The following is a 15,449-nucleotide window of genomic DNA, read 5'->3' as shown; positions in this document are numbered from 1 at the left end:
CACTCGCTCAACACTGTTCACCATGGTATAAGACGTGCTCGCGAACTAAATACATTAAGGGAAACTATTGTTGAATACAGGCAATAAGTCAGAGCAACAGGGTACAGGAAAGGGACAAAACGAGGCGATTCCCGCTATGCTATCTGGTAACAAAACGCACTTCGGCGCAGGCTTAAAAACCTTTCTAGCATTTTTACGTCCTTATCGCCTTCAGGTTATTTTTGCGCTTATCGCTTTAGTGATTACCGCTGGCGCCATGTTGAGTCTCGGTAAAGGTATACAGTTTTTAATTGATCGAGGCTTGGCCTCTGGTTCAGAAGCGGATTTGACCAAAGCCCTAGTGGTTTTTCTGAGTTTGGTACTGCTATTAGGCGTTGGCAGTTTCTGCCGATTCTTCCTTGTGTCATGGATTGGAGAACGCGTGGTTGCGGATATACGTAAAGCCGTCTTTGCTCATTTATTGACCCTATCCCCTTCTTTTTTCGAAGATAACTCACCAAGCGAAATTCAATCACGCATTACCTCAGATACCACTCTCTTACAGAGTGTCATTGGCTCTTCTTTATCCATTGCCTTGCGCAGCAGCTTAATGCTGCTCGGCGGTATTATTTTTCTGTTGGTGATGCATTTTAAGTTAACCCTGATTTTACTCGTCTGTGTGCCATTTGTCGTAGCGCCCGTGTTGTATTTTGGTCGTCGAGTACGTCGATTATCTCGCAATAGCCAAGATGAAATCGCCAATGTAGGGCGCTATTTGTCACAGGCGTTACGCCATATCAAAGTGGTTCAAGCATATACTCATGAAAACCACGATGAACAACGCTTTGCTGGGGCAGTAGAACAAGCCTTCCGTGTCAGTGTAAAACGTATTTTACAGCGCTCTTGGCTCGCCTTGATGGCTATTTTACTTTCCATGGGCGGCATTGGTGTCATGCTTTGGTTTGGTGGCAAAGACGTTATTTCTGGCGCAATAAGCGCTGGCGACTTAGCCAGTTTCTTGTTCTACGCCATTATTGTTGCTGGCTCCATTACGGCATTATCTGAAGTCATGGGAGAATTGCAACGGGCCTCAGGAGCCGCCGAGCGCATTATGGAATTACTCAACGAAAAGAGCGATATAATCAGTGGCAAACAACCTATTCCACCATTTGTTGAGCAGAGCACTAGGCTTCAACATACCTCAGACCAACAGCAGGCTGCCATAAACAACACTTTATTAGCCTTAAAAGACATTACTTTTTGCTACCCAACTCGTCCAACAACGCCTGTCCTAAAACATCTTAGTTTTACCATTAAGCAAGGTGAAACCATTGCCCTCGTTGGCCCATCTGGCGCGGGGAAATCGACCATTTTTGAACTCTTACTAAGGTTTTATGACCCTCAACAGGGACAAATATGTTTTGCAGATCACAATATCAAAGACTATGACTTGAGTGCTTGGCGCCACCAACTGGCCTTGGTGCCCCAAGAAACGGCCCTGTTTGATCAAAGCGTCGCGGATAACCTAGGTTATGCCAATCGCAATGCTACTGAACAAGCCATTCAAGAGGCCGCAAAAAAAGCCAATGCCGATGAGTTTATTCAGCACTTAGACAAAGCTTATGAGACTCGACTCGGGGAAGATGGTGTGCGCCTATCCGGCGGTCAACGACAACGAATTGCCATAGCTCGAGCCATTTTAAAAGACGCGCCAATATTACTACTCGACGAAGCTACCAGTGCCCTTGATGCACAAAGTGAAAACAAGGTACAAGCGGCACTCTCATTATTGATGGCAGATAGAACCACCCTTGTCATCGCCCACCGGCTCGCCACTGTATTAAACGCAGACCGCATTATCGTCATGGATCAAGGGGAAATAATCGCCCAAGGCACCCACCCTGAACTACTAAAAAGCTGTACTTTATATAAGCGCTTGGCAGACTTACAATTTGGTGAACAGTAACCTTTCTATCGTGTAATTACTTAATAAAAAGATAGGTTACTTAAGGTTGTTCTGGTCTGTGTTAGAGATTAGTGCATTAGGTCCCAAATGTTCCGTTATTATTTGCCAGCACCCGTTTTCATTGATAAGTACAGTGGTACCTCTGCCACTTCCTGAGCAGTGCTCTCCCTCAATAATTCCTTTCCAGCTGAAACAATACAGACACACGGCTTCTGTTTCAGAAATGTGAGCCCAGTGTGCCTTTGATATTGAATACTGCTCGTCTTTTATAGAGGAAAAGTTTTCTTCAAAAACCGTCCGAACCTCTTCAATGCCTTTAAAAGTCCCGTTTGAAAATGTCACACAAACATTCTTATGCATTAAAGGTTCCACCAAACGCCAATCTTGGCTAGCCAAAGCTAACTCATAGTTCTTCAATACTTGCTGTGGTTTCATTTCATTTACCTGAGAACATTTATAGAAGTAAAACTGACTTTAAATGACTAATATCATCTTATCCATCTGCATGTCACGGTATTATTGGAAGTTAGCCAGATATTTGCGTTAGTTACTTTTGAGTGACTTTGACAAGCGGCGAAGATAGGTAACGATCACACTTAACGCTTTCAAGCATGGCTGTTATCGTTGAAATCAAAGCAAAAATCACAGATTCAGTGTCGTGAAAAAAAACGAACCAAGGATGACTCACCTTCTATTTTAGATTGACCTCCTAATGACATAGTTACACACTAGAGAAAAACAATAAGGAAGCATGAAGCATGATATTGTATTTACAGTTAGGGAGCGTATTGGGGCTTATAGCGATCTGCGTTATTAACTATTTACAAGACATTATGCCTTTACCCTATGCTCTTGTCGGTATACTACTTTGCTGTTTTCTTGTCTTATCAAAATTTTTATCGACACCCCATAAGCATAAGAAAAATCCCAATCAGCCCTCTCTTGTGAAAGAGGACTTAGGCTCCTCTCAAGTCAGTAAAACCGTGACCAGTGCCACATCAAAAATGGCCATGGGTGCTGCGGAAGTATCCCATTTCGTTGACACTCTCAGCAAAGACATCCACATTACCCGTGATGATAGTGAGCAGATTACTCAAGCGGTAGAAAGTCTCTCAGATACGGGCTTAACGCTTTCTAACAACCTGACTCAATTGTCTCACACCATGAGTGATACCGCTGAATCAAGCCGTATCGCTCAGCAGATGCTTACGCAAAGTTCCGAGCAAATAAATGAGTTAACGCAAAAGGTACAAGCGGCCAGTGATCAATTAGCATTGTTAATTAAAAGTGCCGACGACATCGATACCATTACCACTGTCATCAAAGGGGTTTCTGAGCAGACCAATTTATTAGCTTTAAATGCCGCGATAGAAGCCGCACGTGCGGGGGAGCAAGGTCGAGGTTTTGCGGTGGTGGCTGATGAAGTCCGTGCGCTTGCTGCAAAAAGCGCGACGGCATCCGAGCAAATTTCTGGCTTACTGACAGACGTGCGCCGTAACAGTGAGGCAACAAATCGCGAAATGTCCTCGCTAAAAGAGCTATCCGAAACCCTCTCTACTGCGCTCTTGGGGGAAACTCAGCGCTTTGTTTCTTTAACCAAAGAAGTACAAAACGCCTCCGTTGTTCTTTCTCAGGTGGAGAGTGCAGGGGAAGTATTAGGTTCCACCAGCAGTCAAATTAGCGGCTCTATTTCTCGCATTGGCATGTCATTAAACGATATATCCCAACGAAGTGACCGCTTAGCCCAAGAAGCGTCTGGCTTAAGTAATGGTGCTGAAGTGGTTTTTAGGGAGTTAGATAAAGTCGATAAATCCCTGTTTTTCTCAGATTTACTCAACACAGCACACACTTCGGCACAGGCCATTACTAAGGTCTTTGAAGAGGCCATTGAAAAAGGTGAGCTCACCCAAGAAGCGGTTTTTTCTAGAGATTATCGACCCATTCCAGGAAGTAATCCGGAGAAATTTAACACGGCCTACGATTCATTTAGTGATCGGGCTTTTCCGCCTATTCAAGAAGCCGTGTTAGAAAAACATAGCGAAGTCATGTTTGCTGGCGCGGTAGATATCAATGGTTATTTCCCGACCCATAACAAAAAGTTCAGTCAGCCCTTAAGCGGTGACTATGAAAAAGACCTGATCAATAATCGCACCAAACGCATTTTTAACGATCCAACAGGACGTCGCTGTGGCGCACATACCGATACTTTTTTATTGCAAACCTATAAACGAGACACTGGTGAGATCTTACATGATCTCTCCGTGCCGATTTTTGTAAAGGGCAAGCACTGGGGTGGTTTCCGTATGGGCTTCCAATCAAACGCTTAGTTTTAGTTTTTTCGTCATCTCTTTTAAGCCGTCCAGTCACTCGCACTAAACCGTAAGGTTTAGTGCGAGTGACCTTCAAACCTAGCGCTGAGGCACACGCCACCATCCACAAGCAGTATGAATCAAGACAATCAAAGAAGCCTAATAAGTCGAATTCGGCGCAATATCGGCATTCACTTCGCCATCCACTTCATCAGGGTCGATACCGTGAATAAGAAGAGCTTCCCTTACTGTTTCCACATGATTGAGCACCAACTGATATCGCTCACCGTATTCGTACTTGTTCACTTCTATCGCTTTTGGCATATAAGTGAACGCAATTTTTAACGCCTCTAATGCAGTTTGTTTGTCTTCCTCCGTCATAGGAATCCCCTCAATAAAACTAACTTATAAAAATACCACTTGGCTATTGCTACCAAATTGCGAGAAAAACGCTTTAACGATACCAACACCATTATTCACCATCTGTTAAGAGGTTAGCTTAGGCATAAAACGCGCTACAATCTTGGCCATATCAATGCCACTGTCTAAACAACCATATTGGTGAAAACCATGGTCACTGAAGCGTGCGATTACAAAAGCATCCGCGATATCCTTGTCGCCGTAGATCAGTAAGCTGGCGGCCTGCCAAAGCTGTGCTAAGGTCTCGATCACTCGTCTTGCCTGAATCTCTAAATGAGCTTTGTCTTCTAACAAGCGATAGGCTGAATCGAGTTTTTTTGCATACAAAGGGTTTGCCTGACGGGCAAGCTCAAGCTCTTCTAAAAAGACCTTCAATGTGTCAGGTTCTCGGTTGAAGACTCGTAACAAGTCGAGGCATTGCACATTACCAGAACCTTCCCATATTGCATTGACCGGCGCTTCTTTATATAAACGGCTTAAGACATTATCCTGTACATACCCCACACCGCCAACACACTCCATCGCTTCATAAGTATGCTGAACGGCACGTTTACAGATCCAATATTTACCGATCGCCGTGGCGCTGCGCACTAATGCGGCCTGCTTCTCATCGGCCATATTATCCAGGGCATGGGCAATACGCATCGAAATAGCAAGCGCCGCTTCTGCTTCAAGAGCAAGATCAGCAAGCACATTCAGCATCAATGGTTGTTGATGGAGATTTTTACCGAAAACACTCCGTCCTGATGTATGCCAAATGGCTTCTTTAGCCGCTTGCATCATCAACGCCGATGATCCCAACATACAGTCATAACGAGTCAGCGCCACCATTTGAATAATGGTCGCAATGCCTCGGCCAGATTCCCCTAGTAACCAACCTTGAGCCCCCCTAAATTCAATTTCAGAGCTAGCGTTTGATTGATTTCCTAATTTATCTTTTAAACGTTGAAGGTAAATAGCATTTTTTTGGCCATCCTCACACCAACGAGGCACTAAAAAACAAGACAACTGAGTATCATCCGTCTTTGCCAGTACCAGAAAGGCATCGCTCATGGGGGCCGAGCAAAACCATTTATGCCCTACTAACGAATACAGTTCACCTGGCCCACTTGCCTTGAGTGGTGTTGCTGTGGTGGTATTTGCCCGTACATCAGAACCACCCTGCTTTTCTGTCATCGCCATGCCTATGGTCACCCCTTGTTTTTCAAACCAAGGTTTATTATCACCATCGTAATGATTGGCGAAAATTTTCGGCAACCAGAGTTTGGCGACACTTGGTTGAACAGAAATCGCAGGCACACTGGCAAATGTCATAGTAAGTGGGCAACCCGATCCAGGATCAGCATGGGTATGCAACACTGCCAAGGTGGCACGCACTACATGACTCCCAGCCTGCGGTTTTTGCCAAGGCAAAGAACAGTGCCCATGTTCGATAGCATGCTGCATTAATTGATGATAGCTTGGATGGTACTCAACCTGATCAATGCGCTCACCAAAACGATTGTGGGTATGCAGTTCCGGCAAATATTTATTGGCAAGAAAACCCGCTTGTTGCAAGTCACCGCCGACTCTAGCACCAAAATCTGTCAAAAGCTCAGTTCCCCAACCGCCATCAAAGCGCTGCTGCCAGTACTGCAGCACCCTATCAGCAAGGTAAGCGTTATAGTGTTCAAGCGCTTTGGGTTGATTAAAAACCTGATGTGTTTCACCGTTCATGAATGTCATTTTCACACCCTATTCTTGTTTTTTCCCACTATAACAGCTCAAGTCTATTTGTCTAATACCTACCACACTTAGCATTTAGTAAGACTTTCCTCCTATTTGATAGGGTAATCTCTGTACATTGCATCCAAAAAGATATAAACAATTAGTCGAATAACGATTTTCAAGCTTTCACAAAGCAACAGGATAAAAATTATTTTAATATAAGCTAAACACAATCGACATAGTATTCAGCTAACGATTTAACAGGAGTAATCAAATGCAAACGCAAGAAGTCGAAGTTTTTAATTTTAATTTCGGAGAGTCTGTTCATAATCATGTACCAGAAAATGGCAACTACTATAAGATGCCAGAATATATCGATTTTATGAAATCGATTGAAGAAGACAATTCATCAGTGGACACTGACACCAACCTGATGTTAACCAAATTTCGAAAAATTTATTACGACTCATTTGGTTGGAATAAACTCCTCATCCCCGAAACAGCAAACATCACGCCTTTCCCTGCCAGTGATTACACTCAAAAAATGCAACATAGTCATGAGGTTGTGCTGTCTAATAACGATCTATACGATGTCGCACATATCTTTGCCATTTTAGACGCTAACAATCATAATGGCCCACTCACCCCCGTACCAGAAAGCATTATTGAAAAGCCAGAAATCTGGGATAAGATAAAAGATATAGTGCCTGTTGTTGAAGACCGATTGATGGCTTCTGGATGGCTTGGTGATTTATCAGAAATCACTGGGGAGTTTTTACTACAACATAAAATAACGGATCATCTTCTATCAAAAGCCAAACAACATGAGAAAAAACAAGGCATCATTGATCAATTTGGTGCGTATTATAAAAACTTAGCCAATGTCGATGGTATGATCTTGGCAGGTAATGCCAGCAGCAATAAATATAATGGCCAGACTGTCTCTGACATATTTGAAAGTTTTTATGGTAATGGCACTCAACCTGGAGAGCGAGAACAACTAAAATCGTCAATTTATTTACGTTTTGGTGAATCGATTGGCCTAGATGGTTGGGATGGTAGCACATTCAAGAACAGTGAAGATTGGCTGAATAAACAAACAAAGAACCTACAAACCTGTACCGCTTTCTATTTTATAAAAATGAAAGGGTTGAGTTTAGACATTCCTGCCATTACTCAAGAAAAACTGAAATCCGATCTAGAAAATTTTGTGAAAAATTTAGAAGAAGACGATATCAGACAAGATTTCGCCACCTATGGTTTGAATATACTAAAAGACGAAAGTAAGTCTTTAGATCAAGATTTAAAAACGTTAATTACTTGCTTTTTAATCTGGAATGGCTGGTATAAAAACATATTATCCATAGATGCTGCACTTACCTCTTATCTAAATGGACTCTCTCAGGCTATTATTAAAACACAAACAAATTAGCCTAGTAACTTTGAGAAATGTTAATGGGTTTTATAAAGACATATCGTCTTTAGTAAAGCCCAAAATTTCCTTTTAGATAAAAGCATGCTGATAAACCTGCCAAATATCTATCTTTTTGGCAGGAATAGATTGATATAACTGATCGAAATTTGTCTTAGTAGAATCGATTTCAATATCAGCTAATGTGATTTTCTTGAGAAGAGCACATTTTGCAAGGTGCGATAATAAAATAGTTTGCAAACAATCATTCACCTTATCATCTGAATACAACCACCAGATGTTTAATATCGAAGAAGTAACACAGCTGGTAATACAAGACCTAATTGCTTTACCATCGTGGATAACAAAACTAAAGTTCGGATCAAATTGTGATAGTTGTTGTGCCCATAACGCACTATCGTTTGACACAGGTGTCGACCAATAATGATCACGAGTATAAGCGTTAATTAAAAACGCATTGGTATCGAACGATAATTCTAATGCTTTTTCAAAATCACAAAGATAAAAACCATTTTCTTCAAGCACTGAATAATCTGGTTGCTGCATTTGATCACAATCAAACACCATAGAATAACAATCAAGCCGTCTTTTAAAACCAACTGACTCGATAAAAGCTCTTAATCCAGTATTTTGCACATCGGCACCAAATTGAAAACCGAGCACATTGTTAGGCAATGGCTCTACAAGAAGTCGACGATAAAGCATTGAGCCAGCACCTTTTCGACGCTGGGCGTCAGCTACATAAACAAAAGGACGAGCCCAATGGGGATGAAAATTGTTAAAACCAACAAATGCAAGCCCAATAGCAACACCATCACAGCAAGCATAAAAAACCGTTTGCTCAAGTTCGAAAGCCTGCCTTATCTTTTTCTCCACAGACTCACACTGTAACAACCGCTCAACCTGAGCAATATCCTTAGCCACTTCAATTTGGCACATAAGATTCTGCATATGAACACTTTATCCCTCTTGTTCCATCGTTAGACAGTAATCATAAAAGCCAACTGAGCGCCAAAAGCTTAGCCCTTTCAGGTTATTTATTAAAACATCTAAACGTAGTTTTTCTTGGTCCCAATAGCGCTTTTTCGCTAGCTCAAAGGCCTTTTTTCCGTTCCCTTTATCTCGAAATGTTTGTGCAATAAAAAACTGTCTAATATAAATAAAGTCAGTGTCTTTGCGCCACAGTGTATAACCAATGACCTTATCGTTGAGCTCGAAAAGTACTGCTGAATACTCCGATACAAGCCAGCAAGCCATTCGAGCTTTTAACTCTTTGACCGACATTGGATTGCTGTGTCCTTCGTCTTTTATAAGCTGGCAATTTAGTTCTGCCAGAATGTCTAAATCCTCTTCTTTTGATATACGAACCTTCATTTTTTGTCCTATTTACAATGTCTTTTATGAGGGATGTTATAGACTTGATGCTAGCGTGAAAACCAAAATAATTTATAATGAACAAGAGATCAGCAAAATGCTAATCAACGATACCCGCTCCCGACGTCACACCTTATAAACATTAGGCAAATGCCTATCGCTTCATGTTCTGGCCCCCTTTTTGGATTACTTGATAATTGTCAGTAAAAAGCAAGGTTTTCACCATGAAGTTGACTTCGCTAGGTGTTCTGAGTAGCTTGATTTAGTAGAGACTTTTGCACGACTGTGGTGCGTGCAAAAGCCTTTACTCATCTCTATTAGTCCAATAAAAGGAAAGCAAAATGAAAGCTGCTCGTTTTTATGACAGAGGGGATATTCGCATTGAAGATATTCCTGAACCTAGTGTTGAGCCAGGTACAGTGGGCATTGATGTTGCGTGGTGTGGCATCTGCGGTACCGATTTACATGAATTTATGGAAGGGCCGATTTTTATTCCACCTTGCGGCCATCCACACCCTATTTCAGGAGAATCCGCCCCTGTTACCATGGGACATGAGTTTTCGGGTGTGGTTTACGCAGTGGGAGAAGGTGTTGACGATATTCAAGTCGGTCAACACGTCGTCGTTGAGCCTTATATTATTGCCGATGAGGTACCAACTGGGCCAGGTGAAAATTATCACCTATCGAAGAATATGAACTTTATTGGTCTTGGTGGATGCGGTGGAGGGTTATCCGAAAAAATCGCCGTAAAACGCCGTTGGGTTCATCCTATTTCAAATGACATTCCTTTGGATCAAGCCGCCTTAGTTGAACCCTTAGCCGTCGGTTATCATGCATTTGTTCGCAGCGCGGCAAAAGCGGGTGATGTGGCGTTAGTCGGTGGCGGTGGCCCTATCGGCTTGTTATTGTCTGCTGTTTTAAAAGCTAAGGGCATCACGGTTATCCTGACTGAGCTAAGCGCTAAACGTAAAGAAAAGGCTCATGATACTGGCGTCGCAGATTATATCTTAGATCCAACCGAGGTCAACGTCACAGAAGAGGTGATGAAGATTACGGAAGACCGAGGTGTGGATGTAGCTTTCGAGTGCACCAGCAATAACAAGGTATTAGACACTTTAGTTGAAAGCACAAAAGCAAAAGGGGCAATCGTTATTGTCTCCATTTGGAGCCATCCGGCAACTGTGAACGTTCACAGTGTCGTCATGAAGGAATTGGACGTTCGCGGCACCATTGCTTATGTTAACAATCATAAAGAAACCATTAAACTCGTGGAGGAAGGCAAGGTTAATTTAGAACCCTTTATCACCCAGCGAATCGAATTAGTCGTCCCTGAATAATGGCGTTTCAAGCAAGAAACGCCATGCAATTTTTGGGTCTTTCCAGTAGAAAAGTTATTTTCAGCCATAATCGCCTTAAAAATTGCCCAAAATATGGGGCACAATAAAGCCACTTCAGTAGCTTACGTAGGTTCTGACCACAGGCACTTAAGATCACGTTAATCGCATCGCCTAGTACGCCTTTTAAGAAGCATCGTCTGAGTTTTCCATCTGATTTGAGGTGTCCTATGATGGGTTCTACGCTATTTCGTCTTCCCATCCATGGCTTCTCTTTCTTTGGTACACCACGTTTTTGACCTGCAACCAACACCTTAATATCGTCTACGCCCGATCCTTTATACCCTCTATCAACAAAACAGGTTTCCGGTTTTTTTCCTGTTAGGGTTTCAACTTGTTGAAGTTGATCTTTCAAGGTATGGCCATCATAAGGATTACCTGGATAGCTTCTGGCTCCCACAATGAAGGATTCTTTTGCTGTTACGGCTATGCTCGCTTTTACACCAAATTCGTAGCGTTTATGCGCTTTGCCTTTGGATATGCAGTCCACATTAGGTTCATGCAAGCTATACAGTTTGTTTTTGCTCTGGCGAGTTTGTTTTAGTAATCGATAGGCTTGGTTGAGTGTGTCTTCTTGCTTTTGAGTGAGCGTTAATCCTTGTCGTTTTACTTGCCGATCAACATCTCGCAGGACTCGCCCTAAAAAGCCTTTGACTTGCTTAATCGCTTTTCTCATCCGCTTATATTGTTTGGCGTGGCCATAGCGTCCAATTTTTGGCATTAACTCATGACAGGCTTTGTCGTAGGTTTGTCTTAACGTGATGTTTTGTTCTTTGGCGACCTGAGTGAGCTGCTCTCTAGCCTTGTTGTAGAGCTTGGCATCGGTTGGGAAGGTGATGTTTTTTTCTTGTACCGTGGTGTCTACCACGACTCGTTTTAGGCTCGCTGGTTTGATGACTTTTAGTTTCAATCCTGCTTGTATCGTCTGGGTAAGCAGCCATTCACAGCCTTCTTCTCCTAACCGTTTTCGCCATTTAACAAGACTGGTTGGATGGCACGGGAAGTCGTGCTGGAAAAAGGTTTCGCCGCAAAAGTATTGGTAATAAGGCGATTCAAGCCATTGCTCTAGCACCAGCTCATCAGACAAATTATGCAAGTGCTGCAAATACAGCAATCCCGCCATAAGACGCGTTGGCAACGCGGCCGCACCAACGCTTGAAAAATGGGCACTAAGCGTTGAGTCCAATTGCTTCCAATCAATGATCTTAGCCAGTCGAACTAAAGGATGATTGGGGTTAATGATGTCAACGAGCTGAGGTTGGAATAAATCCTTTTGCGGTATGGTCTGTGTCTGACGAGGCTTCATAAAACTCACCTGTTCTGCAACTTTTTGGGCCTTATGGCGTATTTATAGCAAGATTTAGATATTAACTATCTTATAAAAACACATTAGATTCAATAGGTTGAGAGTTTTTCAGGGGCGACGAATTAGATGACCTGATTTCCCAAGGCTTTGATACATTAATTCACAATAATGAATCGGCGGTAAAAATTATTGTTCGTCCATCAAAAGCATAAATAACATCACTATAAAAAAGCCGGCAAGGGTTCAACAAGGTTGATCCTTACTGGCTTTTTTTATCAAAAAAACAACCTAAATAAAGTCTAGAATACAGCGTCTAATTTAAAAAATGCATCTATACATTTGATTAATATGAATTTTCTATAAAGCGTTCTCAAATTTCACTTCACAAAACACAACATCAGAATGTAAACAGTGTGTAATGTTCTGGCTTTTTATGACACGAACATTTTACCTATGCTAAATTTGCTTTACATCTCTCCCAATATCAATGACTAGAGCTCACAATCCTATTCGTTAGGAAAATAAAATGATTGGACAGAGTTTTATTATCTGGCCTTTCAGCTTATGTTTGAGATAAACTTTTATCATAGAGACACTTAATATTTAACAGTACGATCTAATGAATAATAAAACTAGAGTTTTTGCAGCCGTATCTCTCTCTTTTATCATGGTATACATAGATATATCGGGGATATCTGTAGCCTTACCGACATTAGAGAATGTATTTAACACCACGCCCTCCACTATTATGTGGGTAGTTAATATTTATATATTAACTCGATCTGCCCTTATTTTTGCTTCGGGAAAAATTAGTGACATATTTTCACACAAAAGATGCTTTTTATTTGGGTTGGCTTTATTCTGTATTGCTTCACTAATATGTGGTTCATCACCAAATAGCATTACACTTATTACTTTTAGATTATTCCAAGCTATTGGAGCAACATTTCTTTTCACTTCTGGAATGAGTATGGTGACATTAGCCTACTCGAAAGAGCAACGTGGAAAAATGATTGGCTTGTTATTAAGTACCTCCTTGATTAGCATGGCCTTCGCTCCCATTGTAGGCGGCCTATTTATAAAGTACTTAAGCTGGCGCTGGATTTTTTACATTAATCTCATTGTTGGCTTTATTGTTTACTTATTGTTAGCCCGATCGACTAATATAGAAGCATCAGGAATTTCAAAAAAAGGCTTTGATTGGCAAGGATTTTTATCGATTTCGCTATCGACAACCTTATTGAGTTTAGTTTTTATCAATAGTTCAATATGGGGTTGGAAATCATGGAATTTTATTTTCTGTATCGTCCTTTCGACAGTCTTCTTGTTTTTATTTATTTACTATGAAAAACGCTCTCTTCACCCAATCATTGATCTTAGTATTTTTAAACTTACAAATTTTATTTCTGGATCATTAATTTCTACCATTAACCAAATCACTACTTGGCTTATATTTTTCACGACTATTTTTCTACAAAAAGCCTTCCATTACTCCCCATTAACAACAGGACTCTTATTAACTCCATTATTTTTCTTTGGTATCATATCAGCAAACTTAGGTGGTTTTTTAGTTGATAGATTTAATGTTAAGCTCCCATTAACCCTTGGTACTGGGGCAAGCCTTTTGGGTGTTATGATAACGTTAGTTTTATATCCTCATATCACCTATCTTAAAATGATCCCCATGTTAATATTAACAGGAATTGGTATGTTTATGATCAATGGTCCTGTTAGAACGTCGATACTCAATCAGATTACAAAGGATAAGTATGGAATGGTTAACTCAACACTAAATGGGTTACGTGCCATTGGAGGAACTGTCGGCTTTACCTTCTTAACGGCAGTTTTGATGAACACGGAGCTGTCTTCGGTAAAGTCGAAATTGGTTCAGATAATCCCTTCTATTTCTAGTGATGACATCCATAAATTAATTGGTCTACTTTCCAACACCCCTGAAAGCTTAAATATAGTAAGTAAATATGATTCAACGGCACAGCATACAATATATAATGCAGTTTCCTCTAGTTACTTGCATGGCTTCTATTGGATGTTAGTAGTGATACTGATACTCATGCTTATTAACTTTATTTTATCAATCTCTTTTATAAAATCTTCCTCAAAATAGAAGGACAATTCAAATATAAAAACTCATTGATACAATCAAATTCCCTAAAAAAGCGTCCCTTTTAATATGAACGGCATGACGGCTAACGTCGTTCTCAGATAGAGCAAGCCCAATAGAGGGCCTAACATTTGAATGCAGGCCCTCAAATCATATAATTAAGCTTTATCCAATGCTTGCGAAACGTCAGCAATAATATCGTCGATATGCTCAATACCCACCGAGATGCGCACTAGATCAGCACTCACGCCAGCTTTTTTAAGCTCTTCGTCATTCAATTGACGGTGCGTAGTAGAAGCCGGATGACATGCCAATGATTTTGCATCGCCAATATTGACCAAACGTAAAATCATATCAAGCGAATCAATAAACTTAGCACAGGCATCAATCCCCCCAGTGATACCAAAACTCAAAATACCAGAAGCTTTGCCCTTAGTAATTTTTTGGCAGGTTTCATAATACGGACTATCCGGTAAGGCCGCGTAGTTCACCCACTCTACTTTCGGGTGTTGCTGTAAATATTCAGCAAGGCGCTGGGCGTTTTCACAATGGCGATCCATCCGCAAACCCAATGTCTCCAGACCTTGTAAAATTTGAAACGCATTCATCGGCGAAATGGCAGAACCTGTATTACGCAGTGGCACGACTCGACAACGCCCTATATACGCAGCGGCACCTAAGGCTTCCGTGTAAACTACGCCGTGGTAGGAAGGGTCTGGTTCGTTAAGAATCGGAAAGCGTTTTTTGTTGGCAACCCAATCAAACTTGCCAGAATCGACAATAATACCGCCAATTGTTGTACCGTGGCCGCCGATATATTTAGTGAGTGAATGCACAACAATATCGGCCCCCAGCTCAAACGGGCGACACAGATAAGGCGTAGCGACCGTGTTATCCACAATCAAAGGAACACCATGCTTGTGCGCTATCTCCGCCAGACGCGCAATGTCGACAATATTACCGGCTGGATTACCAATAGACTCGCAAAATAACGCTTTGGTATTTTCGTCAATCGCGTTTTCAAACCCATCAAAATCATCATGCGACACCATACAAACGTCCACACCTTGGCGCGGCAGTGAGTGCGCAAACAAATTATACGAACCGCCATACAACTGGCTGGTACTGACAATATTGTCACCCACTTGCGTAATACACTGAATCGCATAGGTAATAGCCGCCATACCAGACGCCACCGCCAGCGCCGCAATACCACCTTCCATCGCAGCCACCCGTTTTTCCAACACATCAGTGGTTGGGTTCATAATGCGGGTGTAAATATTACCTTCTACGGCTAAATTAAACAGATCAGCACCGTGCTGAGTATCATCAAAGGTATATGATGTAGTTTGATAAATAGGAACAGCGGCCGCTTTGGTGGTTGCTTCGGACTTATAGCCTTCATGAAGTGCAATAGATTCGAGTTTCATAGTGTGTCTC

At 41.7% G+C, this 15,449-nt stretch carries 12 protein-coding genes; 5 read left to right on the top strand and 7 right to left on the bottom strand.

Features of this window, described 5'->3' with window-relative positions; translation table 11 throughout:
- Positions 1–136 precede the first annotated feature (136 nt).
- Complete coding sequence (locus AC0VYG_RS04865) at positions 137–1,945, top strand: ABC transporter transmembrane domain-containing protein (RefSeq protein WP_475432523.1); 1,809 nt, start codon at positions 137–139, stop codon at positions 1,943–1,945.
- A gap of 36 nt (positions 1,946–1,981) precedes the next feature.
- Here the strand turns inward: AC0VYG_RS04865 and AC0VYG_RS04860 are convergent, their stop codons facing one another.
- Positions 1,982–2,380 (bottom strand): nuclear transport factor 2 family protein, encoded by a 399-nt coding sequence (locus tag AC0VYG_RS04860; RefSeq protein ID WP_475431212.1) that lies wholly within the window; start codon positions 2,378–2,380, stop codon positions 1,982–1,984.
- Between the two features lie 323 nt (positions 2,381–2,703).
- Here AC0VYG_RS04860 and AC0VYG_RS04855 point away from each other — a divergent pair, with 323 nt between their 5' ends.
- Positions 2,704–4,272 (top strand): methyl-accepting chemotaxis protein, encoded by a 1,569-nt coding sequence (locus tag AC0VYG_RS04855; protein WP_475431211.1) that lies wholly within the window; start codon positions 2,704–2,706, stop codon positions 4,270–4,272.
- A gap of 141 nt (positions 4,273–4,413) precedes the next feature.
- On the opposite strand, the gene AC0VYG_RS04850 is transcribed toward AC0VYG_RS04855, so the two are convergent.
- Both AC0VYG_RS04850 and AC0VYG_RS04845 read right to left on the bottom strand, forming a co-directional pair.
- On the bottom strand, positions 4,414–4,635 hold the full coding sequence (locus tag AC0VYG_RS04850) for a hypothetical protein (RefSeq protein WP_199477820.1): 222 nt from the start codon (positions 4,633–4,635) through the stop codon (positions 4,414–4,416).
- Positions 4,636–4,740: 105 nt separating this feature from the next.
- The gene (locus AC0VYG_RS04845) at positions 4,741–6,399 is read right to left on the bottom strand and encodes an acyl-CoA dehydrogenase family protein (protein ID WP_475431210.1); all 1,659 of its coding nucleotides are present in this window, start codon (positions 6,397–6,399) and stop codon (positions 4,741–4,743) included.
- Positions 6,400–6,655: 256 nt separating this feature from the next.
- Here AC0VYG_RS04845 and AC0VYG_RS04840 point away from each other — a divergent pair, with 256 nt between their 5' ends.
- Positions 6,656–7,813 carry a hypothetical protein gene (locus tag AC0VYG_RS04840; RefSeq protein WP_475431209.1) on the top strand — a complete coding sequence of 386 codons (1,158 nt, stop codon included), beginning with the start codon at positions 6,656–6,658 and terminating at the stop codon, positions 7,811–7,813.
- A gap of 72 nt (positions 7,814–7,885) precedes the next feature.
- Here AC0VYG_RS04840 and AC0VYG_RS04835 read toward each other — a convergent pair whose 3' ends face one another.
- Together AC0VYG_RS04835 and AC0VYG_RS04830 are read right to left on the bottom strand one after the other, a co-directional pair.
- Entirely contained in the window at positions 7,886–8,764 is an 879-nt protein-coding gene (locus tag AC0VYG_RS04835; RefSeq protein WP_475449898.1) for an N-acetyltransferase family protein, read from the bottom strand.
- 9 nt (positions 8,765–8,773) lie between these two features.
- On the bottom strand, positions 8,774–9,187 hold the full coding sequence (locus AC0VYG_RS04830) for an N-acetyltransferase family protein (RefSeq protein ID WP_475431207.1): 414 nt from the start codon (positions 9,185–9,187) through the stop codon (positions 8,774–8,776).
- Between the two features lie 341 nt (positions 9,188–9,528).
- Here AC0VYG_RS04830 and AC0VYG_RS04825 point away from each other — a divergent pair, with 341 nt between their 5' ends.
- The gene (locus AC0VYG_RS04825) at positions 9,529–10,524 is read left to right on the top strand and encodes a 2,3-butanediol dehydrogenase (RefSeq protein ID WP_475431206.1); all 996 of its coding nucleotides are present in this window, start codon (positions 9,529–9,531) and stop codon (positions 10,522–10,524) included.
- A gap of 7 nt (positions 10,525–10,531) precedes the next feature.
- Here AC0VYG_RS04825 and AC0VYG_RS04820 read toward each other — a convergent pair whose 3' ends face one another.
- Complete coding sequence (locus tag AC0VYG_RS04820) at positions 10,532–11,887, bottom strand: IS5 family transposase (protein WP_475428916.1); 1,356 nt, start codon at positions 11,885–11,887, stop codon at positions 10,532–10,534.
- A 619-nt stretch (positions 11,888–12,506) separates the two neighbouring features.
- Here AC0VYG_RS04820 and AC0VYG_RS04815 point away from each other — a divergent pair.
- Positions 12,507–14,012, top strand: coding sequence for an MFS transporter (locus AC0VYG_RS04815; RefSeq protein ID WP_475431205.1), 1,506 nt, complete (start codon positions 12,507–12,509; stop codon positions 14,010–14,012).
- Positions 14,013–14,167: 155 nt separating this feature from the next.
- On the opposite strand, the gene AC0VYG_RS04810 is transcribed toward AC0VYG_RS04815, so the two are convergent.
- Positions 14,168–15,439: an O-acetylhomoserine aminocarboxypropyltransferase/cysteine synthase family protein gene (locus AC0VYG_RS04810; RefSeq protein WP_475431204.1), complete on the bottom strand. Its 1,272-nt coding sequence runs from the start codon at positions 15,437–15,439 to the stop codon at positions 14,168–14,170.
- Positions 15,440–15,449 lie beyond the last annotated feature (10 nt).

The organism is Marinomonas sp. 63XJN7_7_ISO-PGPR-S23-202 (assembly GCF_056173505.1).
Note: the sequence above shows the minus strand (reverse complement) of the source record. Positions and strands in the feature narration are given on the sequence as shown.

What these genes read in the sequence shown, in the direction of transcription:
- AC0VYG_RS04865 (WP_475432523.1), top strand. Translation starts at nt 137, where the DNA reads ATGCTATCTGGTAACAAAACGCACTTCGGCGCAGGCTTAAAAACCTTT.
- AC0VYG_RS04860 (WP_475431212.1), bottom strand. Translation starts at nt 2,380, where the DNA reads ATGAAACCACAGCAAGTATTGAAGAACTATGAGTTAGCTTTGGCTAGC.
- AC0VYG_RS04855 (WP_475431211.1), top strand. Translation starts at nt 2,704, where the DNA reads ATGATATTGTATTTACAGTTAGGGAGCGTATTGGGGCTTATAGCGATC.
- AC0VYG_RS04850 (WP_199477820.1), bottom strand. Translation starts at nt 4,635, where the DNA reads ATGACGGAGGAAGACAAACAAACTGCATTAGAGGCGTTAAAAATTGCG.
- AC0VYG_RS04845 (WP_475431210.1), bottom strand. Translation starts at nt 6,399, where the DNA reads ATGACATTCATGAACGGTGAAACACATCAGGTTTTTAATCAACCCAAA.
- AC0VYG_RS04840 (WP_475431209.1), top strand. Translation starts at nt 6,656, where the DNA reads ATGCAAACGCAAGAAGTCGAAGTTTTTAATTTTAATTTCGGAGAGTCT.
- AC0VYG_RS04835 (WP_475449898.1), bottom strand. Translation starts at nt 8,764, where the DNA reads ATGCAGAATCTTATGTGCCAAATTGAAGTGGCTAAGGATATTGCTCAG.
- AC0VYG_RS04830 (WP_475431207.1), bottom strand. Translation starts at nt 9,187, where the DNA reads ATGAAGGTTCGTATATCAAAAGAAGAGGATTTAGACATTCTGGCAGAA.
- AC0VYG_RS04825 (WP_475431206.1), top strand. Translation starts at nt 9,529, where the DNA reads ATGAAAGCTGCTCGTTTTTATGACAGAGGGGATATTCGCATTGAAGAT.
- AC0VYG_RS04820 (WP_475428916.1), bottom strand. Translation starts at nt 11,887, where the DNA reads ATGAAGCCTCGTCAGACACAGACCATACCGCAAAAGGATTTATTCCAA.
- AC0VYG_RS04815 (WP_475431205.1), top strand. Translation starts at nt 12,507, where the DNA reads ATGAATAATAAAACTAGAGTTTTTGCAGCCGTATCTCTCTCTTTTATC.
- AC0VYG_RS04810 (WP_475431204.1), bottom strand. Translation starts at nt 15,439, where the DNA reads ATGAAACTCGAATCTATTGCACTTCATGAAGGCTATAAGTCCGAAGCA.